The following is a 24,955-nucleotide window of genomic DNA, read 5'->3' as shown; positions in this document are numbered from 1 at the left end:
CCGAGTATGCCCCGTGCCAATTCATCCGGCGGCGTCACGCGCCATGCAGTTCTTAAACCTACCGATTACTCGGTATTTTTAAGATGTCAACTGCGGAACCCTGATGTATGGATGGAGGGCGGGAGAACGAGGCAGGCGGAAGAGACGATGGCAGAATTTTTCGAACCGAAGACCGGACAAGACGAAAAGCGGCGGCGCCGATCCCGCAAGGGTGAAGCGCGCCGCGCGGAGATCCTGTCGGCTGCGATGCGACGCTTTGCCGAAGACGGCTATCAGAATGCTGCGATCGGCGATGTCGCCCGCGACGTCGGCCTGTCGCTGCCCGGCCTGCTGCACCATTTTCCGACCAAGGTCGATCTGCTTCTCGCCATTCTGGACAAGCGCGATCTCGAAAGCGAAAGCTTCATCGGGCCCTATCGTTCCGATCTCCGCGGCCTGCTCAAGGGTATGGTCGGGGTCTTCCGCCGCAACGCCGAAATGATCGAGGTCGTCAGGGCCTTCGCCATCCTGAATGCCGAGAGCCTGATGAAGGATCACCCGGCCAAGGCATGGTTTCTCGATCGCGCCACCCAGCTGCAGAACGACATCGCCGCCACCTTCGACCAGGCCGTCGCCGATGGCTCGATAGACGGCAAGGCCGATGGCAGGGCGATGGCAGCCGAGCTGATCGCCGTGATGGACGGCCTTCAAATGCTCTGGCTGCGCGATCCCGCCCGCTTCGACATGGTCGGCGGGTTGGAAGCGTATGTCAGCCGCCTGCTGGCGAGCCTTGGGTTGGAGGAGTGAGTACGAGGCGCGCGCGCAGCTCGTTTCGTTCAGTATCAATACCCAAGCGCAAACCCGTCCTTCCTGTGATCCGAGCTTCCGATAAACACGCCCCGAACCCTGTCGATAAGAACCGCCTGGCAGCCGCCGATCGGTGCGTTTGCCCATTCCGTACGGTGGCCGCGCTCTTCCAGGTCGGCGCGGACCTTATCGCCGAATGCGGGCTCAAGCGACAGTCTGCCGTCAAAGGAGAAGCTGCGCGGCGCCTCGTTGGCGCGCTGCGGATCGAAGCCGCGGTCGTAGAGATGCGAGAGGAAATGTGCGTGGCCCGTTGCCTGAAACTGCCCGCCCATGACGCCGAATGGCATCACGGGCAAGTTATTGTGGACCACCATGCCCGGAATGATCGTGTGCAGCGGCAGCTTTCGCGGCGCGAGTTCATTGGCATGACCCTCATTCAGTGAGAAGCCACTTCCGCGGTTCTGCAACAGGACCCCCGATACCGGCGCGTAGATGCCGCTGCCGAACGCGGAGAATAGAGAATTGATCAGCGAGACTGCATTGCCGTCACGATCGACGACCGACAGGTAGACGGTATCGCGATGAACCGGACCATCCCAGATCGATGCTTCGCTTGCCCGGTCCATTCGTATTCTGGATCGTAATGCGGCAACGAAACGCTCGCCCAGAACTTCCTCGACGGAAATCCGCATATGGTCCGGATCGGCGATCAGCAGGTCACGCTGATGATAGGCCGCCTTGCTGGCCTCAGCCAGGAGGTGAACGCGATCGGCCTCGCTTGCGGCGTCATCCGACAGATCGAATCCGTCAAGGATCCGGGCAATCAGCAGAGCGGCGAGACCCTGGCCGTTTGGCGGGCATTCCAGCACACGACGGCCGCGGAAATCCGCACCGATCGGCTCGGTCGCAAAGCCGCGATGGCGTGAGAAATCCTCTACGGTATGGAGGCCGCCGCATTCGCGGAGCACGGAGACCATTTCCTCGGCAACGGCGCCTTCATAGAAGGCGGCACGGCCGCTGCCGGCGATCGCCCGCAAGGTGGCCGCCAATGCGGGTATGGCAAAGCGGTCGCCGGTCGTCGGCGCCTTGCCACCCGGCAGGAATTGCGCACGCGCCGCCTCATGGTGCTCCAGTCGCTTGCCTTCGCGCGCCCAATCATACGCTACCCGGCCGGCAATGCGGAAGCCGTTGTCTGCGAGCGCAATGGCCGGCGCCAGGATCTCGGCGAGTTCCATTCGGCCGAATTTCTGCGAAAGCTGACACCAGGCATCGACGGCGCCGGGAATGGTGACGGCGTCCGGGCTTTCTTCGTCGATCCGCGACAAGCCTTTCGTACGCAAGCGCTCAGCATCAGCCCCCGCACAGGATCGGCCGGATCCGTTGAACGCAATGATGGGTTTTCCGGCTGGGGCAACGATCGCAAAGCAATCACCACCGATGCCGGTCATCGCCGGCTCGACGACACTTTGAACAGCGACCGCCGCCAGAGCGGCATCGATGGCATTGCCGCCGGCTCGCAAAATGTCGATGGCTGTCAGCGTCGCGGCTGGGTGCGAGGTTGCCGCCATTCCGTTTTCGCCGATGGCCGGCGAGCGGCCGGGGTCTATATAATTGCGCTCTCTCAAGATTCCTGCCCTTTCGTCTTATTGGCGTGTTTTTCTAATTCTGGGTCAACGCCCGCGGTGCTGTCTGGTGGCCAACCACACCTGCAACAGCCAGCAATGCCAGCAGATAAGGCATCATGATCAGCAGGGCATTCGGAATATGAATGCCAAAGGCCGGCAACTGAAATTGCAGTGCGGTTGCCGCGCCGAACAGGAGGCAGGCGGCCACTGTGCGCCAGAGCCGCCAACTGCCGAAGATCACGGCGACGATCGCCAGGTAACCGGCGCCATTTGTCATGCCCTCGGTAAATGTGTGAATGTCGCCGATCGACAGGAAGGCGCCGCCAAGGGCCGACATCACACCGGTGAAGATCACGGCTGCATGCCGGACACCCTTCAATGGCGCGCCCGAGCGGATGACTGATTGCGGATTGTCGCCGGCGGCGCGCAAAACGATGCCTAGGCCGGTCCGTGCCAGGACGTAGCCAACGACAGCGATAATGGCGGCTGCCAGGTAAAACAGCCATACTTGTTGGAAAACGCCCCCCACCAGCGGTATTTGTCCGAGCAACGGCGGCGACCAGGCATCGAAGCCGGGGATAATGTCACGGGATCTTGCGCCGAAAAGGGCTCGGTAGCCCAGCGTCGTCAGGCCGAGAGCCATGATGTTGATGCCGATGCCCGTGACAATCTGATTGGCACGCAGCGTGTTGGTCATCACCGATTGCAGCACAGCGATGGGCAGCACGGCGAGGATGGCGCAGCAGAGTCCGAGCATGGGCGATCCGGTGTAGGCCGCCCCCATCGCACCACCGAAAGCGCCGGTCAGCATCATGCCCTCGACGCTCATGTTGACGACCCCCGCTCGCTCGGACACGAGTTCTCCAGTCGCCGCAAACAAAAGCGGCACCGCGAGCCGGACTGTCGAGGCGAGGAACAGGGTGAAGAGCTCTGCCGTCATCGTGCAATTCTCCGCTCGAGATAATAAGCGGCGCTGGCGATCGTCAGGACGATGAGGCCCTGCAGCACGTCGATCAGCGCCGAAGGCACGCCGGCTGCCATTTCCATGGAAATGCCCCCCGAACGCAGGAACCCGAACAGCAATGCGCCGGCAATCACGCCCGTCACCGACCCGCGCGCAAGCAGTCCGACCACTAGACCGTCGAAACCGTAGCCGGAGGAAAAGCCGGCCTTTAGCGAATATTGCTCTCCCTGTAGCATCAGGCCGCCTGCCAGCCCGCCCAATGCGCCGGCGAGGCACATGGCCGAGACGATAGTAAAACCGACCGCCACACCCGCCCGGGCGGCGGCAACGGGGTTCAGGCCGACGGCGCTTAAGGCGAAGCCATAAAGCGACCTGCGCAACAGGATTGCCGCGATGATTGCAACCCCCAGCAGGATGGGCAGGCCGAGCGTTACGGGGGAGCTGTAGGATCCGGTCAGCAATGGCACCTGGGTCGCCTCTGGAATGGCAAGCGATTCGGGCAATGTCGCCGCACTGGTCATTGGCTGACGCAACAGGTTCTCCGATTGCACGCACCAGTACAGAAGCCAGACAGCGATAAAAGACAGAAGGAGGGTGGCGATAACTTCATTGGTGCCTGCCTTGACCCGCAGCACCCCGGCAATCCCACCCCAAAGCCCGCCGGCAAGTGATGCAGCAAGGAGCGGCAGCAGATAGGCCAGCCCGAGGGGCAGGTCTGCCATTCCGGGCATCAGACAGAATGCGGTGGCGACGATGCCTCCGATGGCGATCTGGCCCTCGCCGCCGACATTGGTCAGGCCGGCACGGTTGGCGATGACGAAGCCAACGCCGACGAGCGCGAGCGCGACCGCGCGGTTGAGCGAGGCTGAGATCGCATATGCGTTGCCGAAAGCGCCGCGATAGAATGCCATGACCGCCTTGTCGAGCGTTACACCCATGGCGACCACGACGATCATCCCCACCACCAGGGCCGCAAGCACGGCAGCAGCCGGAAGAAGCACGGGCAGAAGGGCGGAGAGAGATGAAAGGGATGTTGGATTTGCTGTCGTGCTTGCACTCATGCTGCCTGCCCCGACATCAGTGCCCCGATAGCGTGGCCGTTCTCGGGCCGCGCGACATGTTCACCGACGATCCGCCCACGATAGAAGACAAGGATCCGGTCGGCGACGGAAATCAATTCGTCCAGTTCGGATGAAATCAGAAGTACGCCAACGCCGGCATCGGCGGCATCGCGGACCAGCCCGTAGACCGCTTCGATCGCGCCGACATCCAGGCCCCGCGTCGGTTGCGCGGCAAGCAGGAAGTTGAGTTTCTGCGTGGTCAGTTCACGCCCGAGAACCGCCTTCTGCTGGTTGCCTCCCGAAAGGCTGCCAAAAGGCACGAGCGGTCCGGGGGCGCGAACATCGAAACGCGCCATTGCCTGCTCCGCCGCCTTTCGCTGCGCACGACGGTCGATCATGCGGAACCGGCTAAACTGATGCATGCGATTGAGAAACATGTTGTCCGCCAGCGACATCCTGGAGATCGCTCCGACCGCATGACGATCCTCCGGCACGATGCCGACGCCCGCCCCGGTAATCTGGCGCGGGGTCGCCCTCGTGAGTTCTCGGTTCCCGGCAAACCAACGACCCTGGCTTGGCCTCAGCAGGCCGGCAAGGACGGCGCCGAGTTCGCTTTGGCCGTTGCCTTCAACGCCGGCGATACCAACCACTTCGCCGCAACCGACCGTCAGAGTGATGTCGTCGAGACGCTTGATACCGAGACGATCGACAACCGTGATCCCGTCTATCTGCATGGCTTCGCGGGTCGGGCGTACGGGAGTTTCAGGCTTGCGGGAGGCAACGGCTCGGGCACCGATCATCGCATTCGGATCGATGTCGGGACGGTGGATCATTGCTCCGACAAGCCGGCTGATCTCGGACGCGGGCTGATCCGACCGAGCGGCAATTCGTCCGCGATGAAGGACGGTGACCCGATCTGCGACGCGCTCGATCTCGGCGAGCTTATGGGTGACCATGACCACGGCGCAGCCGCTTTCGGCCACCTGCCGGCAGATACCGAGCAGGGCACTGATCTCGTCTGGCAACAGCACGGCGGTCGGTTCGTCGAGCACCAGGACGCGCGGACTGTTCATCAGGCATTTGACGATTTCGACCCGCTGCCGCTGGCCGACCGACAGGTCGCCGACGAACGCGGCTGGCGAAATTTCAAGGCCGAAACGCCGCGACATCGCCTCGAGCCGTTCACTTTCGCCTTTTCTGTCCAGCCGCCCGAAGCCACGGCCGAGCAGGAGGTTATCGATGACCGAGAGTTCATTCACCAGGCTGAAATGCTGGTGAACCATGGCAATGCCACTTGTTAGCGCGTCGCGCGGCCTCGAGGGCAGGTAGGGTCTGCCCTCGAGAATCATCTCGCCAGCACTGGGGCGATTGATGCCGAAGATGAGATTGCAAAGGGTGGATTTCCCAGCGCCGTTTTCGCCCAGGAGACAATGGACTTCGAAAGGGTGAAAATCGATATCGATTCCCGCCAATGCCTCGAACGCGCCGAAGAGCTTGCCGATACCCTTCAACGAAAGGAGTGGCACTGCCTTGGCCCCTATGCTTCTCTCGCTGCGCATCAGCCCTCCAGCACCTTGATCTTGCCGGACTTGATGTCCTCGATGATGGCCTTGAGCTTCTTTGCCATTTCGTCGGTGGCGTTGCAGACAGCCATGTCGGAAGCTTCCGGGCCCATCGCCAAGCCGAAGGGCTTGTAACCGGCCTTCCAGGTGCCCCCGACCGTTTCGTCGATCGCATACTTCACCTGGAAGCCCACTCCTGTGATCGAATATGCCAAATAGAGTGGATCGGTGCCGCAATAATTGGTGTAAGAGCCGATGATGTGGGTGCCCTTCTCCTTGGCGGCCTGCTCCATGCCGCGCAGGCCGAGGTTCAGGATGTGATAGTGAACGTCCGCACCTTGCGCGATCGCCGTCAGCGTCGCTTCCTTGGCCTTTGCGAGATCATCGAAGTCGCCGGTATAGGCTTCGAAATATTTGACATTCGGATTGACGTATTTCGCGCCGTTACCGAATTCTTTGCCGGCGTTGACGATCGACGGGAGTTCCATGCCGCCGACATATGACACTGCGCCGCTCTTCGAGAGCATCGCGGCCGCCGCGCCTGCGACGAACGCGATCTCGGCCTGTTTCACATCATAACCGGCGACGTTTGGGAGTTCGGCGCCGGCATTGCCGCCGACGATCGAGAACTTGATGTCGGGAAAACGCTTCGCGATTTTCATCACCGCAGCCTGGGTCTGGCCGCCGACGCCTATCACCAGCGCGTTGGAGGAGGCGAGCTGCGTAAGTGCCTGCTCCATATCTGCATAGTTGATGTTTTCAATCATCTGAACGGCGATCTTGTCGCCATATTTCTTCTGCGCCGCGACCAGACCGTCATAACCCGATTCCATCCAACCTTTGTCGGTCTTCGATCCCGGAATAAGGATACCGACTGACAACGGGGTTTGCGCCATCGCGCTGCCAAGGCTCGTCACGACCAGTGCAAGCGTGGTCATAGCCATGAGAACATTTCGCCGTTTGATCATTTTGCTTCCCTTTGTTGATTGAACGCCGGAACGATGGCGGATGGACCGCTTAGCTCCCATTGCAAAGTGAACGCAAAGCCTATGCCACATCCATATCTATCTGATTATCAACATTAATTTGTGGCTTCAGCATCAACGAAGTAAGTAAATGATTATTTATTATCCAGATCCAGCTCAATGCTGCACAATTGATCTGCAGTTCCGGTGCGTGGACCGCCAATTTCTGCGGCAGACCGGGCTTTCCCGCTATGGCATGACGCTTGCATCGACGACTGCAATTGGTTCGAGAGCAGCAGGAGAATGGGAAATGGCGGGCTTAGATACGGCGAGTGGCGGCATTCTCGGAAAGGGCCGTAACACCGCTTGGCGGGCAACGCCGACCAATGTCGATATGACGTTGCCCTCCATCTTGCCAAGGGTCGTGACAATCGATGCCGAACCACAAGGCGTGACGATCGACCTCGCCCGCACAGCGATTGTGGTTATCGACATGCAGAACGATTTTTGTGCCAAGGATGGTTGGGTGGATCATATCGGCGGCAACTATGAGGCGGATCGCGCGGCGATCGCGCCTTTGCAGAAACTCCTTCCGCAACTCCGCCAAGCCGAAGTGCCTGTCATCTGGGTAAACTGGGGCAATAGACCGGATCTCCTCAACATGCCGCCGAACCAGCTTCATCTCTACAAGAACAGTGGCGAGGGCATCGGGCTCGGCGATCCACTGCCGTCCAACGGCGCGCACGTCCTGGAGAAGGATTCCTGGGCGGCCGAGGTGGTCGATGAGCTCAAGCCGCAGCCCGCTGACGTTCGGGTCGACAAGTACAGGATCAGCGGTTTCTGGGACACGCCGCTGGATTCTATCCTGCGCAATCTCGGCACCCGCACCATCCTGTTTGCCGGCTGCAACACCGACCAATGCGTGCTTCATACGCTGACCGATGCCAATTTCCTTGGCTATGGCTGCATCATGCTGGCCGATTGCTGTGCCACCAGTTCGCCGGACTTTTGTACCGAAGCGACGATATGGAACGTCAAGAAATGCTTCGGCTTCGTCTGCAATTCGGACGCCGTCCTCAAGACCTTGCCACAAATGTGATGATGGACGGCGAGCATATTGTCGATAATGCCGGAGCCTTCGTGCCCGGAGAAATCTTTCGTCTGGATGCAACGGCGCAAGGCTCGCTTGCGGGTCTTACTTTCGCGGTCAAGGACCTGATCGACATTGCCCGTCGGCGCACTGGCGGCGGCAATCCCGACTGGCGCGCGGCCGCGACTCCTGCCGCGGCGCATGCTCCCGTGGTAACCAGATTGCTTGCCAACGGCGCCACGTGTCTGGGCAAAACAGTGACTGACGAATTGGCCTTCAGCCTGGAAGGACGCAACGTTCACTATGGCATACCGCGCAACCCTCGAAATCCGGATTGGCTGCCGGGAGGATCGTCGAGCGGATCAGCGGCTGCGGTCGGAGCGCGAGTGGTGGATTTTGCAATCGGTACGGATACCGGCGGATCGGTTCGCGTTCCGGCTGCCTTCAGTGGGATTTGGGGCATGCGACCGAGCCACGATGCAGTGCCGCTTGACGGCGTTATTCTTTTCGCACCGAGTTACGACACCATTGGTTGGTTCGCCCGCGACGCACAGACCCTCGCTCGCGTCGGTGACGTGCTCTTGCCGCCGGCGCCCCATGTGGATTGCCTAACGATTTCGATTGTTGAAGATACGTTGGACATGCTGGATCCGGCCGATGCGCACGCCTTTCGGGACGCCGCACGACGGTTTGCAAATGCTGCACCGATGCGGGTGTTCGAGCATTGGCCGTCTGCGCAATTGCAGTGGGCCTATTCGACCATCCAGGGTTATGAGATTGCCCGTAGCCTTGGATCCCGGCTGGACGCGCTGAAGCCCCGTTTCGCGATGGATATTGGTGAGCGCTTTGCCTCGGCATCGGCCATCAGCTATGCCGATTATGAGACGGCAGCAGCGGTGCGCCGAAGCTTTGCGGGTTGGCTGCAAGAACGGCTGCCGCCCGGTACTGTGGCCTTACTGCCGGTGACATCCGTGCCGCACCTGCGGATCGACGCGCTCAGCGAAGAAATCGGCCGCTTTTACGCTTCGACACTTGCACTCACCGCGCTTGCGGGCCATGCGGGGACACCACAACTCCAATGCGGCAGCAGTCCTTTATCAGTGATGGGCGGATGCGGTTCGGATCGCGCCATCCTCAATTTTGCGCTAGAAAGCGGTCGGGAGAAAAGCAACGATGGGCGCTGACATCAAAGCGGTGACAGCACCGGCCAGGAAGATGCGCGCCGCGCCCGACACGCGCGCAAAAATCCTGAAAGCCGCGCGCGAGGAGTTCTCGCAACATGGCTTCGCCGGCGCGCGCACCGAGCGCATACTTTCGACGTCCGGCGCAAACCCCCGCATGCTCTATCATCATTTCGGCGGCAAATCTGGTCTCTATGTGGTGGTACTGGAAGAGGCGCTCTTCAACCTGCGCCAGCAGGAACTGAAAATCGATGTGGATCATCTCAACCCGTTGGAGGGGTTGATCGCGCTCTTTGAGCATATCCACCAGCATTTCGATTCGGATCTGCGTTTAGTGCAGCTTCTGAGGAATGAAAACGTCGAGAAAGCCAAGCACTTGAAGACATCGCAGCGCGTTCGGGAAATGTCGTCGCCGGTGCTCAAATTAATCGCGGATTTTCTGGCGCGCGGCGCGCAGGACGGATCGGTTCGAACTGACGTCGATCCGCTTCATTATTACGTGACAATGGTGGCTTTAAGTCAGTTTCACTTGTCGAATGCACACACGCTGTCGTTCATTTTCGATCAGGATCTGACAAAAAAAGACTGGCGCAAGGCGCATCTCGCCTTCACCATCGAAATGGTCAAAGCCTTTCTCAAGCCGCTGGACATCCCGAAATAATGTCCCGCGTCAAACCCGCCTAGGCGATGCTCTGGAAGGTCGCAACGCTACCCTTGGAATGCGTCTAGTGAGTGCACCCTGGTTTCATTCTTTGAATGCCGCCGATCATTCCGCGGCATTCAAAGTCAAATAAGGATTTGGTCTGCGTGACATAGCGTCAGGCAGTTTCCAGCTTCCAGGTCCGGATCTCGAACGGCATGATGTCGGCAGGTCCCTTCCGTTCCATCGGTTCTTCGAGAATGTTCAGCGGCTGCGATGCTGCCCATCCGGAAGGTAGCCCGAGGGCGAGCCTGCCGCGCCGGCCGGCCGGTTCGTAAAGGCGCAGGATGAGACCATCACCCTCTTCCGCCGGCTTCAGGCCCGAGAACGCGACGGGGATGCCGGTGACCGTAAGCGGCGCGAAAGTGCCGGCGGAGAGGCCGGTGGCTTCGGCCGAGACGAGCGGCTGGTTGAGATCGATCGCCTCGTCGAGAACACCGCCTTCATGCCAGGCGCCTTCATGCGGCATCAGCGCATAGGTAAAGCTCTGCTCACCTTCGTCGGCGAGCGGATCCGGATAGATCGGTCCGCGTACGAGGCTCATGCCGATCACATTGCCGCGTGCGCTATGGCCGTATTTGGCATTGTTGAGCAGCGCGACCCCGAAGTCCGGCTCGCTGATATCGACGAAGCGGTGCGCGACGGCCTCGAACATCGCCTGCTCCCAGGACGTATTCGTGTGCGTTGCCCGCTCGACGATGCCGAAGGCGCATTCGAAGGTCGCCTTGCGGGCCTGAGCGGCGACCGGGTTCAGGGTTCGCAGCAGTGTGCGGCGATCATGCCAGTCGATCGTCGTTTCGATGTCGAGCCGCCTGGCGTTGGCCGTTAGCACATAGGTCTGCGTGACGCTCGAATTCCGGTAGCGGTAAACGACGCGGATCGCCGCGCGGTGCGGCCCGTCTTCAACGAGGGTGATACTGTCAGGCGCCTCGAGGCGGACGGCCTTTTCGGCATAATCCGCGTCGATGTCCCAGGCGTCCCAATTGCGCGGCTTGTCGGCCGGATAGACCCAGAGCTGATTTGCCGAGCCATCGACCGCTTCCCTGCCCGTTGCCTTGTGAAGGAGGCTTACAACCGCCCCGTCCTTGCCGATGCGAACGACGAGGTAGTCGTTTTCGAGATGGTCGGGGCCTGCCTTCAGCCCGTCCGCCGGTTTGAGCGAGCCCTTGTCGAAGACCGCGACGGACAAGGGTGCGACGAGATCGGCGGCCGCGACGACCGTGCCGTCAGAGAGTGTCGCGCTGAGCGGCCTCGGCGCAAGAGACGGATTGACGACGACGAGGGCATCGCCAACCCCGCCCTTCGGCAGCTTGGCCGACAGCGCTTGCAATCCCCCCGCCTGTTCGGCCTTGGCATGTTCGATGACGCCGTCCAGTTCCTGCTCTGCATCCTGATAGACTTCGCGGATGCTCGAGCCCGGCAGAATGTCGTGAAACTCGTTCTTCAGCACGACGCGCCAATCCGCTTCGAGGCTTCGGGGCCTGTCTGCTCCGAGCATATGCGCCAGCGAAGCGATAGTTTCGGCGGTGATCAGCGCGCGTTCGGCCTGGCGATGCTTGCGCTTGACGCCGCTTTGCGACGTCAGCGTCGCACGATGCAGTTCGAGATAGATTTCGCCATCCCACACGGGAAGGTTCTTTTCGCCTGCGCTGCGGTGCGCCTGTTCGTAATAGCTTTTGACGGTGCCCCAGCGTGCCTGCGGGATAGCCGGGAAATCGCGCAGCTGCACTTCGCGCTCGACCATCTCCGGCGTGACGCCGCCGCCGCCGTCGCCATAGCCGACGGCCAGCAGCGAGGTATCGTGCTGCGTCTTGCCGCGGAAATTCTTCCACGTCGGCACGTAGCAATCGGGTTGCACGAAGCCGTTATAACCCTGCATCGGATTGTCGAACGTGTGGGTCAGCACCCGGCTGCCGTCGAGACCCTTCCACCAGAAGAGATCGGATGGAATATGGTTGGTCTCGCTCCAGTTGACCTTGATCGTGAAGAAGCTGTCGATGCCGCCCTGTCTCAGGATCTGCGGAAGCGCGCCTGAGAAACCAAAACAATCGGGCAGCCAGCAGACCGTATGGCGGGTGCCGAAGGTCTTTTCGAAATAACGCTGGCCATAGAGAACCTGACGGGCGAGGCTTTCGCCGGTCGGCATGTTCGTGTCGGGCTCCACCCACATGCCGCCGACGGTTTCCCACTTTCCGTCCGCGACCTTCTTCTTGATGCGATCGAGAAGCTCCGGGTCTTCCTCTTCCATCTGCGCGTAATAATGGGCGGTCGATTGATTGAAACGGAAATCGTCGGAGCGTTCCATCAGCGAGAGCGCCGTATTGAAGGTGCGCCGCATTTTCCGCCGCGTCTCGCGATACGGCCAAAGCCAGGCGAGATCGATATGCGCATGGCCCGTCAGCAGCAGTTCTCCATTCGGCGGGAAGCGCTTCTGCAGTTCCTTCAGCCTCGCCGTCAGAGCCTCGAAGGCTGTGGCTGCCGAAGCGCTCTGCTCCTCCGTAAGGCCTGCCGGATCAGCCTCGAGCTCCGGCAGTTCCCAGATCTTCTGCTGCATGACGGCGCTTGATGTGCGGGAGATATAGGCCGCCGTATCCGACGGCCAGTCGAGACTGCGCAACGAGTGCTCGGCGGCATCCATCAGATGCGGCACGACTTCATGCTCGCCCAGCGCATCGATCGCCTCGGCAACCTGCTTCAACAGAAGATGCAGGCGGTGAGCGGGACCGTCGAGCCAGATAAACCGGGCCTTGTTCAGCTTGGGCGCTCGATTGGGCTCGCCGAACGGAAAGCGGGCGACGGTTTCCGTTACGATCGAGAGGCGGCGGCCCTTCACCGGGAATTCCTGATGATAGGGATCGAGACCGAATGTTTCCGTCTCTCCATCGGGATAGCTCAGCGTAATCAGGCTCTCGCCGCCGAGATCGAGCTGCAGGCGAATATCGTCAAGAGGCCACGCCTCCGGCGCTTCAGCGGTCGCGGCAAAATGCACCACCCCCTGGCGGTGCGGCCAGTCCTGGTGATGTGCGATCGGCTCGCCCTCGAAAGTCCAGCCGTCGATCGCAGCACTTTGTCGATCGCGCCAATGCGCCAACTCGGCAATGCGAACTTTGAGACGATCGAGGCGCTGGGCAATGGTCAGAGGCATGGCTTATCCTGTTGAAAATCGACGGCTGACAATCTTGTCGTCATGCTTTTGGGGTCGTGGTCATGCTTTTGGGGGAGATGAAGATGGCGCGACCGACATCGCGATTGCCCCGCCCCTCCTCCAAGCAGGCTTGCAGAGTCTTAGATTAAGTAACTTTGATTTGGCGTCAAGCCCGTAAGAATTTCATTGCGGCAGACGCCGGCGTGATACACAAGCGTCATGGAGCTCTAAGGACGGCGACTATGCGGTATCTTCGGTCAGGGCCGCGTCGGCTTCACACTCAGGAGATGGGTGCCCTGCGCGCCAAAATGGTCGGCCTGAGGTCCGGTGAAATCGCCGACCGCAATATTCGCGTCATTCTGGAGGCGATCCGCCGCCATGGCCCGTTGACGCGGATGGAGCTTGGCCGGCATTGCGGCCTGACCGGCCCCGGCATTACCAATATTCTACGCCGATTGGCTGAGGAGAAGCTCGTGACCTCCAACCGCCGCAATGGCGTTGGCGGAGGGGCCACCGCGACCGAGTTTGCCTTGCGCCCGGAAGGTGCTTTCTCGATCGGCGTCAAGCTTCGCCAAAGGCGTGGCGAGGCCGTGCTCATCGATCTGAGTGGTCAGGTCCATGACCGGGTCTATATCGAGCTGGACCCCGCAGACAGGGTCAGCCTGGTACATGCGGCCGTCAGGGATATGGTCGATCGGCACGCGACATTGCCGATCATCGGGCTCGGCATCGCCGCCAACGACTGGACAGAGGATCAAAGCGATCAGATCGCCGCGATGTCGACGATCGCGCGTCCCTATGTCGAGAACGAGTGCACGGCGAGCCTTCTCGCCGAACGCACCATCGGCAGCTCCGGCAGGGAAGGCGGACTTGCGATGATCATCATCGACGACGACGTTCAGGCCGGCTTTCTCATTCGCGGTATTCCCTATTCCGGCGTGCATGGCCGGGCAGGCAGCATCGGCGAAATGCTGACGGGCCCGGACAATGTCCAATTGAACACCGTCGTCGGTTTCGAATCCCTGCGATCACGGATCGGCGACCAGGCATTCATCCGCCTGCTGAAGGGCGAGGAAATCTCCTCGCCGTTACTGTCGCAATGGATACGGGAAGCCGCCGGCCATCTGCTCGACCCGATCATCGCCATGGCCGGTTTCCTCGCCCCGAGCGTCGTCATGATCGGCAGCGACCTGCCACAGGGCGTGATCGAAGCGTTGATCCATCAGCTTTCCATCGAGCGGCGCGACACCTCGACGAGACCGTTGCTGACGCCCTGGATTTCGCCGATGAAACCCGCGAGTTTCAGCGGCGGCGGCGTTGCGCTCGGTGCAGCGCTCCTCCCTTTCCTCAACACTTTGCTGCTGCCGCCGGCTTCAGCCTGATGGCCCAACCAGCCGCTTTGGCGTGAATCAGCCGAGCGCTTCATCGGCGTGGCTGAGATCGGAGGCCAGCGCCTTGTCCAGGATTTTCTGGATATTGGCCGCCCGCCGGAACGAGGGTTCCTGGGTCCTGCCCGCCCGTACGGCCTGCACGAAACGCTGGTAGTTCGTCTCGACCGGATCGAAGGGCACGTCACGCCAGGTCGCCGTGTGCACGTCTTCTCCAAGACAGGCGCGTAGCGTCGATTTTCCGGTGTCGTAGATCATCTCGATCGAGCCGGTTTCGCCATAGACCCTGAGGCGCAGCTGATCCATCTGTCCGGCCGCCGTGCGCGTCGCCTGGATCGTCCCGATCGCCCCGCCGAAGAAATCGACATTCATCGTAAAGCTGTCATTCGCATCGAGATCATACTCGCCGATTTTGTGGCCCGGCGCCTTGTCGAAGGTCTTCAGCCGGGCGAAGACATGAGCAACGTCGAGCCCGGAACCGTATGATGCGAAATCGACGATATGAATTCCGATATCGCCGAGCGCGCCATTGGATCCGTGTTTCTTGCTCAGCCGCCACAGCCATTTGCTTTCGGTTTTCCAGTCGCCCCAGTGACGACCGACCAGCCAGCTTTGCAGGTGGGAGGCCTCGACATGCCTGATCTCCCCGATTTCGCCGGCGAGCACCATCTGCCGGCCTTTCTGAAGGGCGGGCGAATTGCGATAGGTGAAGTTGACCATGCCGACCTTGCCCGATCGCTCGATGGCCTCGGTCATCTCCATGGCCTTGACGGCATCGGTGGCGAGCGGCTTTTCGCAGAAGACATGCTTGCCGGCTGCGATCGCCTGCAGCGTCGTCGGGTGGTGAATGCGGTCCGGCGTGACGTTTGCCACTGCGTCGAACTCGCCCCAGGCGAGAGCATCCTCGAGGATCGTGAAATGATTGGCGATGCCATGTTCGGTGCAAAAGGCCGCGAGCCTTTCCGGGACGACATCGACGCCGCCCACGACACTGACGCCTTCGATCGCCTTGAAGTTGGCGGCATGCTGGTTGGCCATTCCGCCGGTACCGAGAATGAGTAGACGCATCTTATCCTCCATGGAATTAACTTCCCGCGGCAGTTCAGCCGGGCAAAACCGCACTCGCGCCATCGCAGCCATCCGCGATTGCCTCGTGCTCTTCTTCAGGAAAATTGCGGTGGATGCGCCGCGCGTGCCGCGGGACGCTCCATCACTTTCACGGCGCATGTTCTTTTCCGGAAATCGATCTCGATTTTCCGGAACTGTGCGCTAGCTGCTGTTGATTGTCGCCAGCATCTCAACCTCCCAGGTCTGGCCTTCCAAGCTGTGGCTTGACATCAAATCAAAGTAACTTAATCTAATTAATGCAGCACGGAAATGAGGAGAGGTCAACTGACCGCCAGGCTGTATCCGTTCAAAATGGGGAGGAGACCCATCATGAAGAGCGCCACCGTCAGCGCATTTGCGCTGAGCACCATGTTATTTTCAGCATCCGTTTCATTTGCCCAGGAACTTGCCACGAAGGACAGGATCGGCCTTGCCGATGCGCCGAAATCCCTCGTCGTCCGTCTGACGAACGATAGTCCCAACAATTCGGACCCGGCGATCGCCGAGGGCTATCAGAAGCTGTTCGTCGATTTCATCAAGAAGCATCCGGACTGGAAATTGCAGATGCAATTCATGTCCTCGGACATCGGAACCGAACAGGCCAAGATGCTGGAGCAGGCCAAGGCCGGCAACGCGCCTGACTGCGCTGCCGTCGACTCCTTCGTCCTCTCGCAGTTCATGGTCAATAAAGTTCTTGCGGACTTCACGCCGTATTTTTCGAAGGAGGAAGTGGATGACCTGTTCCCCTTCATCCGCAGCGGCATCACGGATAAGGACCAGACGGTCCGCGCCTGGTGGTGGGATACGGACCTTCGTGTGCTCTATCGCAACAAGTCGATCGTTGCGGATGCGCCCCAGACATGGGACGACCTGAAAACGGCCGCGCTCGCCTCCACCAAGGAAGGCATGGAAGGCGTTCTCTTCAACGGCGGGCGCTGGGAAGGGACGACGTTCGACTGGCTCGCGAATTATTGGGCGCTGGGCGGCAAGCTCGTCGACGACTCAGGCAAGCCGGTATTCGGCGAAGGCGAGAACAAGGAGAAATTCCTGAAGGCGCTGAATTATTTCAAGGATCTCGTCGATTCCGGTGCCGCGCCCAAGCGCGTCAGCACGATCGCGAATTACGACGATATGAATGCCGCGGCGGCAGCGGCGACGACGGCTCTCTTCATCGGCGGCAACTGGCAATATGCGCAGCTGAAGGCCACGCTCGACGAGGACGAGTTCAACAACTGGACCTTCTCGCCGATCCCCGGCCCCAGCGCCGATCAGCGTTCGACCGGAACCGGCGGCTGGACGATCGCCTCCTTCAGCAAGGACAAGGACAAGATCGAGATGTGCGCCAACCTCGCACGCGAGGTCTATATGGGGCCGGCAAACGCGCTGCAGCAGCAGTTGCCGACCAGGAAGTCGCTGTTCGACAAATATGAGGTCTTCTCCACCGAAGCCAACAAGACCTTCGCCGCGGCTCTGGTCGATGGACAGGCACGCCCGGGTGTGCCGATCTATCCTGAAATCTCCAACCAGATCCAGATCATGATGGGCGACGTGCTCTCGGGGACCAAAAAGCCGGAAGACGCTTTGAATGCCGCCTTCAATGCGGCGCTGGAGGCCTACAAGCGTCTCTAGTGCTTCCGACCGTGACGGCGCCTGCCCGCCAGGCGCCGTCGACATTGCCAAACCCGCACAGAGAAGCCAATGAGCCCCATTGCCATCGAGGCTGACAGCCAGCCTCAAAGCAGAACGTTCATGCGCCGTTTCGCCGGTGCGCCCCTGCCCTGGATCATGCCCGTGATCGTCGTCATCGGCATCTTCTACCTTTACCCCGTCATCGACGTTTTCAGGCTTTCGTTCACCAATGCCACGCTGATCGGCGACAATCAGGATTATACGCTGGGGTCGATCACCAATGCGTTGAGCTCGCCGCAGCTACCCGACATTTTATGGGCGACCCTGATCTTTGTCGGCGGCAGCGTTATCGGTCAGCAGATTTTAGGCCTTGCGGTCGCCGTCGTGGTTATCCGCGGCGAAAAGCGCGGCCTGTTCGGCACCACCATTTTGAGGACGACGGCGCTGGTTGCCTGGGTTGTCCCCGGAATTGCCGGCGGCATCATCTGGCAGATGCTCTTTTCCGAAGCGCCTTATGGTGCGCTGAACAGCATTCTCAGGTTGATGCACATGCCTGTTGTCGCCTGGCTCTCCGATCCCGCAATCGCACCGTGGTCTACCCTTATCTCCAACATATGGCGCGGCACGGCATTTTCGATGGTCGTCATGTATGCAGCGCTGAAGTCGATCGATCCCTCGCTCTATGAAGCGGCGGAGGTCGACGGTGCGACGGCGTCGCAGCAGTTTTTCTTCGTCACGCTTCCGCAACTGCGCGCGGCGATCCTCGTCAATATGATCCTCATTACGATCCAGACGGTGAATACTTTCGATGCGATCATCACGCTGACGGGCGGCGGTCCGGGGCGTGCGACCGAGGTCATCTCGCTCTACGTCTTCAATATCGTCTTTAGAAACTACGACCTGTCCGGCGGCAGCGTGCTCTCCGTGCTCATGCTGATCATCAGCCTCGGGCTTGCCTTTATCTATGCGTCGTTCCTGCCGAAGGAGGAAGAGCAATGAGCGGACGGACCGGAACGCGGCTCGGCGATGCCATGAGCTATCTGTTCATGCTGGTAATGTTCGTATTCTTCGCCGGCCCCCTCACCTATCTTCTGTCGATGGCGATGCGCGACAAGCGCGAGATCTATCGCGGCGCGGCGCGATATATTCCAAACAATCCCACCATCGACAATTTCATCACCGTTTTGAACAACAGCTATTTTCCGATCTATCTCTGGAACGGCCTCAAGCTTGCCGCCCTTAGCGGGCTGGGCGTACTGATCGTCGCACTGCCCGCGGCATACGCCTTTTCCCGCTTTCAGTTCCGGGGCAAGGGCCTGTCGATGATGGGGCTGCTGCTTTTCCAGATGATCTCGCCGCTCGTCATCATGGTGCCGCTCTACCGCTACATGAACCGCCTCGGCCTGCTGGATACGCATTTTGCCGTCGTCATGGTCTATATCGCGCTTGGTGTTCCGCTGGCGACCTGGCTCCTCAAGAGTTCGGTCGACGGCATCCCGCGCAGCCTCGACGAAGCGGCGATGATCGATGGCTGCAATCGATTTTCGGTCTTCTGGCGCATCATTCTGCCATTATCGGCGCCGGGCATCGCTTCCGTCTTCATCATCACGGTGATTGCCGGCTGGTCGCAATTTCTGGTGCCTTTTCTGTTGCTCACAAAAAATGATCTGATGCCGATCGGCGTCGGGATCTTTAACTTCCGCGGCATGCAAACCGACTCGTCCATCCAACTGCTTGCCGCCGCCTGCCTGATCGCAGTCGTTCCGGCGATCGTCGCCTTCCTGTCGCTCCAGCGGCTGATCCTCGGTGCGATGACCAGTGGCGCCGTCAAGGGATGACGATCGGTTCAGGCGATGCGCAAGGAAGGATTTCGAGCATGAACCAGACACTCGGCGCCAGACTGTCCCCGGATCTGACGGGCGCCAATGTCGAGGATGCAGGTGAGCACAACAGGGCTGTCGTCCTGCGCTGCATTCATCGCCAGGCGCCGATTTCGCGTGCCGAAATTGCCAGGCGGACGGGTTTTACCAAACCGGCAATCGCCCGGATCGTCGATCGCCTGCTGGATGAGGGCCTGATCATGGAAGCCCGCCGTCGGCATGGGCTGAGAGGCCAGCCGGCGATCGAACTCGAAATCAACCCGGATGCCTGTTTTGCCATCGGTATCAACATCGATCGCGACCATCTGACGATCCTGGCCGTCGATGCCGTCGGCAACGTCCGCGCCCGCGTGCATCACGAAAAACGCTTCATCCTGCCGGCGGAATTCCTGCAACTCACGGCCGATGCGATTTCGCATTTCCAGCGCAGCCGGCTCATCGACGACGCGCGCCTTGCCGGTATCGGTCTGGCGATGCCGGATTGGCTTGGCGAGATTTCGCTCCTCGGCAAGCCCGAGGCTTATCAGGAATGGACGGCATTCGATGTGCGCGCCGCACTGGAGAACCTGACGCAGCATCCCGTCTTCATCGAAAACGAAGCCAATGCCGCAGCCCTTGCCGAACTCGATTATGGACTGGGTGCTGAAAGCAGCAGCTTCTTCTACATCGCCATCAATCCATGCCCGGGCGGCGGCCTCGTGCTCGACGGCAACGGTCATCGTGGCGCCATGGGCCTCAGCGGCGAAATCGGCTGGCTTCCGATCGCCGATGGCGGGGACGGGAAGGCCCATAAGGTCCAGCTTCTCGGCGAGATATTCTCGCTGTTCTTCCTCTATGATTTTCTTGCGCGGCATGGCGTCGAGGTGAGTATTCCCCACGATCTCCTGACGCTGGATGCGCATGGCAGGCGCCTCGTGTCGCAGTGGCTGAAGGAAATGAGCGCGCATCTGGCCGTCGCCGTCAAGCATATCGGCATGGTCGTCGACCCCGACGCCGTCCTTGTCGGCGGCAGATTGCCGATCCGCATCGTCGACGAGTTACTGCGCTATGTGCACGAGCATCTCGATGCCGAGGACACCAGCCTTCCCTCGCTTCATCGCGCCTCGCTCGGAGAGGATGCCTCTGCCATGGGGGCGGCGGTCATGCCGATGGCAGCAGCCCTCATGCTCGCATCGGCGGACGCTGCTCAACGCACACGTTCGCCACTCAAGAACATGGATCGCCTGAACAGTTGAAACGGCCGGCAAGGCCCACGGATTTTGGTGAAGAACGGGATTTTGGTGAAGATCGGAGGATTTTGGTGAAGATCGGCTTTTACACCTCGACATTCAACGATCGGCCCCTGGAGGAAGTGGTGGACTTCGCCGCATCGGTCGGTTTCGACGCCATCGAGATCGACGTCGGCGGTCATATCAAGACGCCGGACCGGGTGGAGGCCGCCGTCGCGCTCGCGCGTAGCCGCGGCCTCTTCGTGTCGTCGATTACCTATTTCGGCAATCAACTCGATGCCGACCGGGCAAAACGAACGGCACTTCGGGAAAGGACCGCCGAATTTGCCGGCGCGATCGGTGAAGCGGGCGTCCCTATCTTCGTGATCTTCCCGGGCCGGGACGACACCGCAAGCGACGAAGCCAATTATGATGACTTCGCCGATTTCGCCAACGGCCTGATCGCGCAGACGGAGCCCTACGGCCTGACGGTTGCAATCGAGAACTGGCCCGGTCCGAAGGACAATTTCATCGGGACGACGCCGAAAGGATGGCAGGAGCTTTTTCAAAGGATCGAGAACCCCCGCTTCGGCCTGGAATTCGATCCCTCGCACCTCATTCGCATCGGCGTCGATCCGTATCAGGCGATGGAGGCGGTGAAGGATCGCATCGCCATCCTTCATGCCAAGGACACGGCAATCGATCCGGAGAGCCTGCAGGCTGTCGGTTACCACGGCAAGGGCTGGTGGCAATACAAGCTGCCCGGGCTCGGCCTCATCGATTGGCCGAGGTTTCTGCGCCAGGCCCGCGGGGCTGGTTTCGACGGCACGCTGTCGATCGAACACGAGGATGCCGCCTATGGCTGGCCGGGCAAGGACTTAGCCGAGCGCAAAGACGGCGAGCGCCTCGGCCTCGATTATCTGAGAAATGTCCTGAGCGGACTTTGACAGCGATTTCGGGAGGACGGTAATGGCCCATGTTTCGGTCAACAATGCGCGCAAGGATTACGGCGCGTTCAAAGCGATCAAAGGCGTATCGGTCGATATCGGCGACGGCGAGTTCGTCGTTCTGGTCGGCCCCTCGGGCTGCGGCAAATCCACACTTTTGAGAATGATCGCGGGCCTCGAGGGCATCACCTCGGGGCAGATCCAGATCGGCAAGCATATCGTCAACGAGCTTGCCCCCAAGGATCGGGACATCGCCATGGTGTTTCAGAACTACGCGCTCTACCCGCATATGACCGTTGCCAAGAACATGGGCTTTTCGCTGCGGCTGAAACGGATGCCGAGGTCGGAGATCGATCAGCGGGTCGGCAACGCCGCGAAGATCCTCGGTCTCGAAAGTCTCCTGGAGAGATATCCCAAGCAACTGTCGGGCGGCCAGAGACAGCGCGTGGCGATGGGGCGGGCAATCGTCCGCGACCCGGCCGTCTTCCTCTTCGACGAGCCCCTGTCGAACCTCGATGCCAAGCTCAGGGTGCAGATGCGCTCGGAGATCAAGGAATTGCATCAACGGCTGCAGACGACGACCATCTATGTCACCCACGACCAGATCGAAGCCATGACCATGGCCGACAAGATCGTCGTCATGAAGGACGGCCTGATCGAGCAGTCGGGCTCTCCGCTGGAATTGTACGATCGTCCGAACAACCTCTTCGTCGCAGGCTTCATCGGTTCCCCGGCGATGAATTTCATCAGCGGCAGCATGACGGGAGACGGGTTTCGAACCGCCGACGGTCTGCTCCTGCCGAGCGAGCGCCGTCCGGCAGATGCCGTCATCTACGGCATTCGTCCCGAACATATCCGGTTGGACCCGGGCGGCATCGAGGTCACGACGGTGGTCGTCGAGCCGACGGGTTCGGAAACGCTCGTCATCGTCCGGCTGGGAACGCAGACGCTGACCTGCGTCTTCAGGGAACGGATCAGGGCGGCCCCCGGCGAGGTGCTGAGGATTGCGCCAATCCATGATGCTGTTCACCTGTTCGCCGGAAACGAGCAGCGGATCACCTCAGGCGAAGCCCCGTTGAACTGACCCGGCCGATTGCCCCTCCCCTTCGGCCGGCGCCAGCCGGGGGCGCGTTTTCGGCGCCCCCGGCCCCCGAGAGCTCTTTTATTGAGGAAAGCTGTCATCCTGCTCTAGCTGGCGGCGTTCCTTTTGCCGAGGAGGGCTGCGCGGATCTGTTCGCTTTTGCTCACCAGGGGAGCGGGAACCGGTGCTGTCTCTTCGGGCGCATCGGCTTTGCCGGTGGTCTGCTTGAGGCTCAGGAAGCGTTTTTGCGCGACCAGCCGGTCTTCGGACGACAGTGGTTCGACAGGTTCACCGTCAAGACTATGGCGCATGGAATCGGGCTGGGCGCTGGCGAAATAGTAGCGCCGGCAGTGGACATAGGCCGCGGTCGCTCGCCTGAGCGTGGTGACGCCGGCATCGGGCTTCAAGAGCGGGCGGAGTTCGTTGAAAAGGCCGACGGCAAAAGGAAGGACCGGATCACCCGCCTTGGCCGGAAGGACGCCGACCGGCCGGATCAACAGCACATTGATCGCGTTTGCCTTCTCCACGTCGAGCTCGGTTGCCGCAATCGGTCCGCGGCTGATCTTCCAGGGCTTGTCCATGCGTCCTCCATGTAACGTCCATAGCGATCGACTGTGATGGTATCTTGACGGACAGGGCGAGTAACGGAAGTCGCACATCGTCGGTTCCACTGCAAGCAGGTGAGACGCGCAACATCAGCCAAGTGACGAAAATCCGTTCCCCAGGGCTGATATGGTCCGGTGTCATCGGCTGGCGTTTCATCTAATCGTTTTTATCGAGGAATATGCATTGACCTGCCGCATCGATTACACTTCTTATCCGCGCCCAAGATGGAGTGACCGGCCAGGGAGGATATATGCGGGTTTTCTCGAGCATTGACGAGTTGCGCCACACGCTCGATGCGCTGAGGCGGCAGGGGCGAACCGTTGGCCTTGTTCCGACGATGGGCTATCTCCATGCCGGTCATATGGAGCTCGTCTCGCGCGCTCGCGCCGAGAACGACATCGTCGTCGTCTCGATTTTCGTCAATCCGCTGCAGTTCGGCCCGGCGGAAGACCTCAGCAAATATCCGCGCGATCTGGAACGCGACGACGCCATGCTGAGGCAAGCCGGCGTCAATTTCCTTTTTTCGCCTGGCGTCGAGGACATGTATCCCCGCCCGATGCTTGCTGTCGTCGACGTTCCCGATCTCGGGCGCGAACTCGAAGGGGCGGTACGGCCTGGGCATTTTGCCGGCGTCGCCACTGTCGTCTGTAAGCTTTTCAACATCGTGCAGCCGCAAACCGCCTATTTTGGAGAGAAGGATTACCAGCAGGTCGTGATCATCAGGCGCATGGTGGACGATCTGGCCTTGCCGGTGCGCGTGATATCGGTGCCGACGGTCAGGGACAGCGACGGCCTCGCATTGTCGTCGCGCAACGTCTATCTCAGCGAGGCGGAGCGGCATGCCGCGGTGATCGTCCCCCAGACCCTTGACGAGGCCGAGCGTCTGGTCGCCGGCGGCCTGACCGATCCGGTGGAACTCGAGGCAAGGCTCACGGCATTTCTCAATCGCGAGCCTCTGGCAAAGCCCGAGGTCGTCGCCGTCAGGGATGCCGCAACGCTGCAGCCGGTCACATCGATCGCAGAGCCTGTCGTCGTGGCGCTCTTCGTTCGGGTCGGCTCGACACGGCTGCTCGACAACAGGGTCGTCAGTGACAACCGGGTCGTCAGTGACAACCGAGTTGTCGGAGACAACCGGGTTGTCGGGAACAAAAGGGTGATCGGCGGGCAGAGCTTGCCGGGAAAGGGAGTGACCAGATGAGCGCGGCCGGAATTCAGAAGCGCATTACGCCACCGCGCATCTCAGCCATGAAGGGCGGCAAGCCGATCGTCTGCCTGACCGCCTATACGACGCCCATGGCGCGGCTGCTCGATGAGCATTGCGACCTCCTGCTGGTTGGGGATTCGCTCGGCATGGTACTCTACGGTATGGAGAGCACCATCGGCGTCACGCTCGATATGATGATCGCGCACGGCAAGGCGGTGATGCGCGGCGTCGGCAAGGCCTGCGTTGTCGTCGACATGCCGTTCGGCAGTTATCAGGAATCCAAGGAGATCGCCTTCCGCAATGCTGTCCGCATCCTGCAGGAAACCGGCTGTGATGCCGTCAAGCTGGAGGGCGGCGAGGAGATGGCCGAGACCATCGCCTTTCTGACCAAGCGGGGGATTCCGGTTATGGGCCATATCGGCCTGATGCCGCAGCAGGTCCAAACCGCAGGCGGTTATCGATCTGTCGGCCATTCCGAACACGAGACGTCGAAGATCCGCCGCGATGCCCACGCCGTTGGCGGCTCGGGCGCCTTTGCCGTCGTCATCGAGGGCACGGTGGAGCCGCTCGCCCGGGAGGTGACGTCCGCCGTGCACGTCCCGACCATCGGCATCGGCGCTTCTTCCGCCTGCGACGGTCAGGTTCTGGTTTCCGACGACATTCTGGGGCTCTTCAACGATTTCACCCCGCGCTTCGTCAAGCGCTACGACGAACTCGGCAAGAGGATTTCGGCCGCCGCTGCCGCCTATGCCGACGAGGTCCGATCGCGACAGTTTCCGGCAGCGGAGCATACGTTCAAACGGCGATCTTGAGGCGAGGCCATATC

21 protein-coding genes are annotated in these 24,955 nt (G+C 60.8%); 13 read left to right on the top strand and 8 right to left on the bottom strand.

Features of this window, described 5'->3' with window-relative positions; genetic code table 11:
* The first annotated feature begins 147 nt into the window (after window positions 1–147).
* A complete protein-coding gene (locus OLZ32_RS11415; RefSeq protein WP_264396093.1) occupies window positions 148–786 on the top strand; it encodes a TetR/AcrR family transcriptional regulator in 639 nt (212 codons plus the stop codon).
* A 35-nt stretch (window positions 787–821) separates the two neighbouring features.
* On the opposite strand, the gene ggt is transcribed toward OLZ32_RS11415, so the two are convergent.
* The 5 genes from ggt to OLZ32_RS11390 all read right to left on the bottom strand — a co-directional run bounded on the left by ggt (window position 822) and on the right by OLZ32_RS11390 (window position 6,942).
* Window positions 822–2,354, bottom strand: coding sequence for a gamma-glutamyltransferase (gene ggt / locus OLZ32_RS11410; protein ID WP_406648117.1), 1,533 nt, complete (start codon window positions 2,352–2,354; stop codon window positions 822–824).
* A gap of 91 nt (window positions 2,355–2,445) precedes the next feature.
* Window positions 2,446–3,351, bottom strand: coding sequence for an ABC transporter permease (locus tag OLZ32_RS11405; protein ID WP_003550518.1), 906 nt, complete (start codon window positions 3,349–3,351; stop codon window positions 2,446–2,448).
* Window positions 3,348–4,436: an ABC transporter permease gene (locus tag OLZ32_RS11400; RefSeq protein WP_003550517.1), complete on the bottom strand. Its 1,089-nt coding sequence runs from the start codon at window positions 4,434–4,436 to the stop codon at window positions 3,348–3,350. The genes OLZ32_RS11405 and OLZ32_RS11400 overlap by 4 nt, the downstream gene beginning before the upstream one ends.
* Window positions 4,433–5,995 (bottom strand): ABC transporter ATP-binding protein, encoded by a 1,563-nt coding sequence (locus OLZ32_RS11395; protein ID WP_264396091.1) that lies wholly within the window; start codon window positions 5,993–5,995, stop codon window positions 4,433–4,435. The genes OLZ32_RS11400 and OLZ32_RS11395 overlap by 4 nt, the downstream gene beginning before the upstream one ends.
* Window positions 5,995–6,942 carry a BMP family protein gene (locus tag OLZ32_RS11390; RefSeq protein WP_245272034.1) on the bottom strand — a complete coding sequence of 316 codons (948 nt, stop codon included), beginning with the start codon at window positions 6,940–6,942 and terminating at the stop codon, window positions 5,995–5,997. Before OLZ32_RS11390 ends, OLZ32_RS11395 begins: the two co-directional genes overlap by 1 nt.
* Before the next feature lie 331 nt (window positions 6,943–7,273).
* On the opposite strand from OLZ32_RS11390, the gene OLZ32_RS11385 reads away from it, so the two are divergent.
* Genes OLZ32_RS11385 through OLZ32_RS11375 form a run of 3 tightly spaced genes read left to right on the top strand, consistent with a single transcriptional unit; the run spans window position 7,274 to window position 9,895 of the window.
* Complete coding sequence (locus OLZ32_RS11385) at window positions 7,274–8,062, top strand: cysteine hydrolase (RefSeq protein WP_003550514.1); 789 nt, start codon at window positions 7,274–7,276, stop codon at window positions 8,060–8,062.
* Window positions 7,990–9,237 carry an amidase family protein gene (locus OLZ32_RS11380; RefSeq protein WP_245272032.1) on the top strand — a complete coding sequence of 416 codons (1,248 nt, stop codon included), beginning with the start codon at window positions 7,990–7,992 and terminating at the stop codon, window positions 9,235–9,237. The genes OLZ32_RS11385 and OLZ32_RS11380 overlap by 73 nt, the downstream gene beginning before the upstream one ends.
* Window positions 9,227–9,895: a TetR/AcrR family transcriptional regulator gene (locus OLZ32_RS11375; protein WP_003550510.1), complete on the top strand. Its 669-nt coding sequence runs from the start codon at window positions 9,227–9,229 to the stop codon at window positions 9,893–9,895. Before OLZ32_RS11380 ends, OLZ32_RS11375 begins: the two co-directional genes overlap by 11 nt.
* Before the next feature lie 157 nt (window positions 9,896–10,052).
* Here OLZ32_RS11375 and OLZ32_RS11370 read toward each other — a convergent pair whose 3' ends face one another.
* Window positions 10,053–13,079: an alpha-mannosidase gene (locus OLZ32_RS11370; RefSeq protein WP_264396087.1), complete on the bottom strand. Its 3,027-nt coding sequence runs from the start codon at window positions 13,077–13,079 to the stop codon at window positions 10,053–10,055.
* 242 nt (window positions 13,080–13,321) lie between these two features.
* On the opposite strand from OLZ32_RS11370, the gene OLZ32_RS11365 reads away from it, so the two are divergent.
* Window positions 13,322–14,461, top strand: a complete 1,140-nt coding sequence (locus OLZ32_RS11365) for an ROK family transcriptional regulator (RefSeq protein ID WP_003550506.1) — start codon at window positions 13,322–13,324, stop codon at window positions 14,459–14,461.
* Window positions 14,462–14,488: 27 nt separating this feature from the next.
* On the opposite strand, the gene OLZ32_RS11360 is transcribed toward OLZ32_RS11365, so the two are convergent.
* Window positions 14,489–15,535, bottom strand: coding sequence for a Gfo/Idh/MocA family protein (locus OLZ32_RS11360; RefSeq protein WP_264396085.1), 1,047 nt, complete (start codon window positions 15,533–15,535; stop codon window positions 14,489–14,491).
* 369 nt (window positions 15,536–15,904) lie between these two features.
* On the opposite strand from OLZ32_RS11360, the gene OLZ32_RS11355 reads away from it, so the two are divergent.
* The 6 genes from OLZ32_RS11355 (at window position 15,905) to OLZ32_RS11330 (ending at window position 22,322) form a co-directional block, all read left to right on the top strand.
* Window positions 15,905–17,203, top strand: coding sequence for a type 2 periplasmic-binding domain-containing protein (locus OLZ32_RS11355; protein WP_027664475.1), 1,299 nt, complete (start codon window positions 15,905–15,907; stop codon window positions 17,201–17,203).
* 69 nt (window positions 17,204–17,272) lie between these two features.
* Entirely contained in the window at window positions 17,273–18,202 is a 930-nt protein-coding gene (locus OLZ32_RS11350; RefSeq protein ID WP_264396079.1) for a carbohydrate ABC transporter permease, read from the top strand.
* Entirely contained in the window at window positions 18,199–19,041 is an 843-nt protein-coding gene (locus OLZ32_RS11345; RefSeq protein WP_011649125.1) for a carbohydrate ABC transporter permease, read from the top strand. The genes OLZ32_RS11350 and OLZ32_RS11345 overlap by 4 nt, the downstream gene beginning before the upstream one ends.
* 38 nt (window positions 19,042–19,079) lie before the next feature.
* Window positions 19,080–20,318 (top strand): ROK family transcriptional regulator, encoded by a 1,239-nt coding sequence (locus OLZ32_RS11340; protein WP_264396073.1) that lies wholly within the window; start codon window positions 19,080–19,082, stop codon window positions 20,316–20,318.
* Between the two features lie 65 nt (window positions 20,319–20,383).
* Entirely contained in the window at window positions 20,384–21,238 is an 855-nt protein-coding gene (locus OLZ32_RS11335; protein WP_264396072.1) for a sugar phosphate isomerase/epimerase family protein, read from the top strand.
* A 22-nt stretch (window positions 21,239–21,260) separates the two neighbouring features.
* Complete coding sequence (locus OLZ32_RS11330) at window positions 21,261–22,322, top strand: ABC transporter ATP-binding protein (protein ID WP_003550492.1); 1,062 nt, start codon at window positions 21,261–21,263, stop codon at window positions 22,320–22,322.
* 104 nt (window positions 22,323–22,426) lie between these two features.
* On the opposite strand, the gene OLZ32_RS11325 is transcribed toward OLZ32_RS11330, so the two are convergent.
* On the bottom strand, window positions 22,427–22,900 hold the full coding sequence (locus OLZ32_RS11325) for a ProQ/FINO family protein (protein ID WP_003550489.1): 474 nt from the start codon (window positions 22,898–22,900) through the stop codon (window positions 22,427–22,429).
* A 275-nt stretch (window positions 22,901–23,175) separates the two neighbouring features.
* Here OLZ32_RS11325 and panC point away from each other — a divergent pair, with 275 nt between their 5' ends.
* Window positions 23,176–24,123 carry a pantoate--beta-alanine ligase gene (gene panC, locus OLZ32_RS11320; protein WP_264396069.1) on the top strand — a complete coding sequence of 316 codons (948 nt, stop codon included), beginning with the start codon at window positions 23,176–23,178 and terminating at the stop codon, window positions 24,121–24,123.
* On the top strand, window positions 24,120–24,941 hold the full coding sequence (gene panB, locus OLZ32_RS11315; RefSeq protein WP_164037508.1) for a 3-methyl-2-oxobutanoate hydroxymethyltransferase: 822 nt from the start codon (window positions 24,120–24,122) through the stop codon (window positions 24,939–24,941). The genes panC and panB overlap by 4 nt, the downstream gene beginning before the upstream one ends.
* The last annotated feature ends 14 nt before the right edge of the window (window positions 24,942–24,955 follow it).

This window comes from Rhizobium acaciae (genome assembly GCF_025941625.1).
Lineage (GTDB): Bacteria > Pseudomonadota > Alphaproteobacteria > Rhizobiales > Rhizobiaceae > Rhizobium > Rhizobium acaciae.
Note: the sequence above shows the minus strand (reverse complement) of the source record. Positions and strands in the feature narration are given on the sequence as shown.

Excerpts from the sequence above, each read along its gene's own strand:
- panC (WP_264396069.1), top strand. The coding sequence starts at position 23,176 with ATGCGGGTTTTCTCGAGCATTGACGAGTTGCGCCACACGCTCGATGCG.
- OLZ32_RS11415 (WP_264396093.1), top strand. The coding sequence starts at position 148 with ATGGCAGAATTTTTCGAACCGAAGACCGGACAAGACGAAAAGCGGCGG.
- OLZ32_RS11345 (WP_011649125.1), top strand. The coding sequence starts at position 18,199 with ATGAGCGGACGGACCGGAACGCGGCTCGGCGATGCCATGAGCTATCTG.
- OLZ32_RS11355 (WP_027664475.1), top strand. The coding sequence starts at position 15,905 with ATGAAGAGCGCCACCGTCAGCGCATTTGCGCTGAGCACCATGTTATTT.
- OLZ32_RS11360 (WP_264396085.1), bottom strand. The coding sequence starts at position 15,535 with ATGCGTCTACTCATTCTCGGTACCGGCGGAATGGCCAACCAGCATGCC.
- OLZ32_RS11380 (WP_245272032.1), top strand. The coding sequence starts at position 7,990 with ATGGAACGTCAAGAAATGCTTCGGCTTCGTCTGCAATTCGGACGCCGT.
- OLZ32_RS11400 (WP_003550517.1), bottom strand. The coding sequence starts at position 4,436 with ATGAGTGCAAGCACGACAGCAAATCCAACATCCCTTTCATCTCTCTCC.
- ggt (WP_406648117.1), bottom strand. The coding sequence starts at position 2,354 with ATGGCGGCAACCTCGCACCCAGCCGCGACGCTGACAGCCATCGACATT.
- OLZ32_RS11330 (WP_003550492.1), top strand. The coding sequence starts at position 21,261 with ATGGCCCATGTTTCGGTCAACAATGCGCGCAAGGATTACGGCGCGTTC.
- panB (WP_164037508.1), top strand. The coding sequence starts at position 24,120 with ATGAGCGCGGCCGGAATTCAGAAGCGCATTACGCCACCGCGCATCTCA.
- OLZ32_RS11405 (WP_003550518.1), bottom strand. The coding sequence starts at position 3,351 with ATGACGGCAGAGCTCTTCACCCTGTTCCTCGCCTCGACAGTCCGGCTC.
- OLZ32_RS11395 (WP_264396091.1), bottom strand. The coding sequence starts at position 5,995 with ATGCGCAGCGAGAGAAGCATAGGGGCCAAGGCAGTGCCACTCCTTTCG.
- OLZ32_RS11370 (WP_264396087.1), bottom strand. The coding sequence starts at position 13,079 with ATGCCTCTGACCATTGCCCAGCGCCTCGATCGTCTCAAAGTTCGCATT.
- OLZ32_RS11375 (WP_003550510.1), top strand. The coding sequence starts at position 9,227 with ATGGGCGCTGACATCAAAGCGGTGACAGCACCGGCCAGGAAGATGCGC.
- OLZ32_RS11325 (WP_003550489.1), bottom strand. The coding sequence starts at position 22,900 with ATGGACAAGCCCTGGAAGATCAGCCGCGGACCGATTGCGGCAACCGAG.
- OLZ32_RS11365 (WP_003550506.1), top strand. The coding sequence starts at position 13,322 with ATGCGGTATCTTCGGTCAGGGCCGCGTCGGCTTCACACTCAGGAGATG.
- OLZ32_RS11350 (WP_264396079.1), top strand. The coding sequence starts at position 17,273 with ATGAGCCCCATTGCCATCGAGGCTGACAGCCAGCCTCAAAGCAGAACG.
- OLZ32_RS11385 (WP_003550514.1), top strand. The coding sequence starts at position 7,274 with ATGGCGGGCTTAGATACGGCGAGTGGCGGCATTCTCGGAAAGGGCCGT.
- OLZ32_RS11390 (WP_245272034.1), bottom strand. The coding sequence starts at position 6,942 with ATGGCTATGACCACGCTTGCACTGGTCGTGACGAGCCTTGGCAGCGCG.
- OLZ32_RS11340 (WP_264396073.1), top strand. The coding sequence starts at position 19,080 with ATGAACCAGACACTCGGCGCCAGACTGTCCCCGGATCTGACGGGCGCC.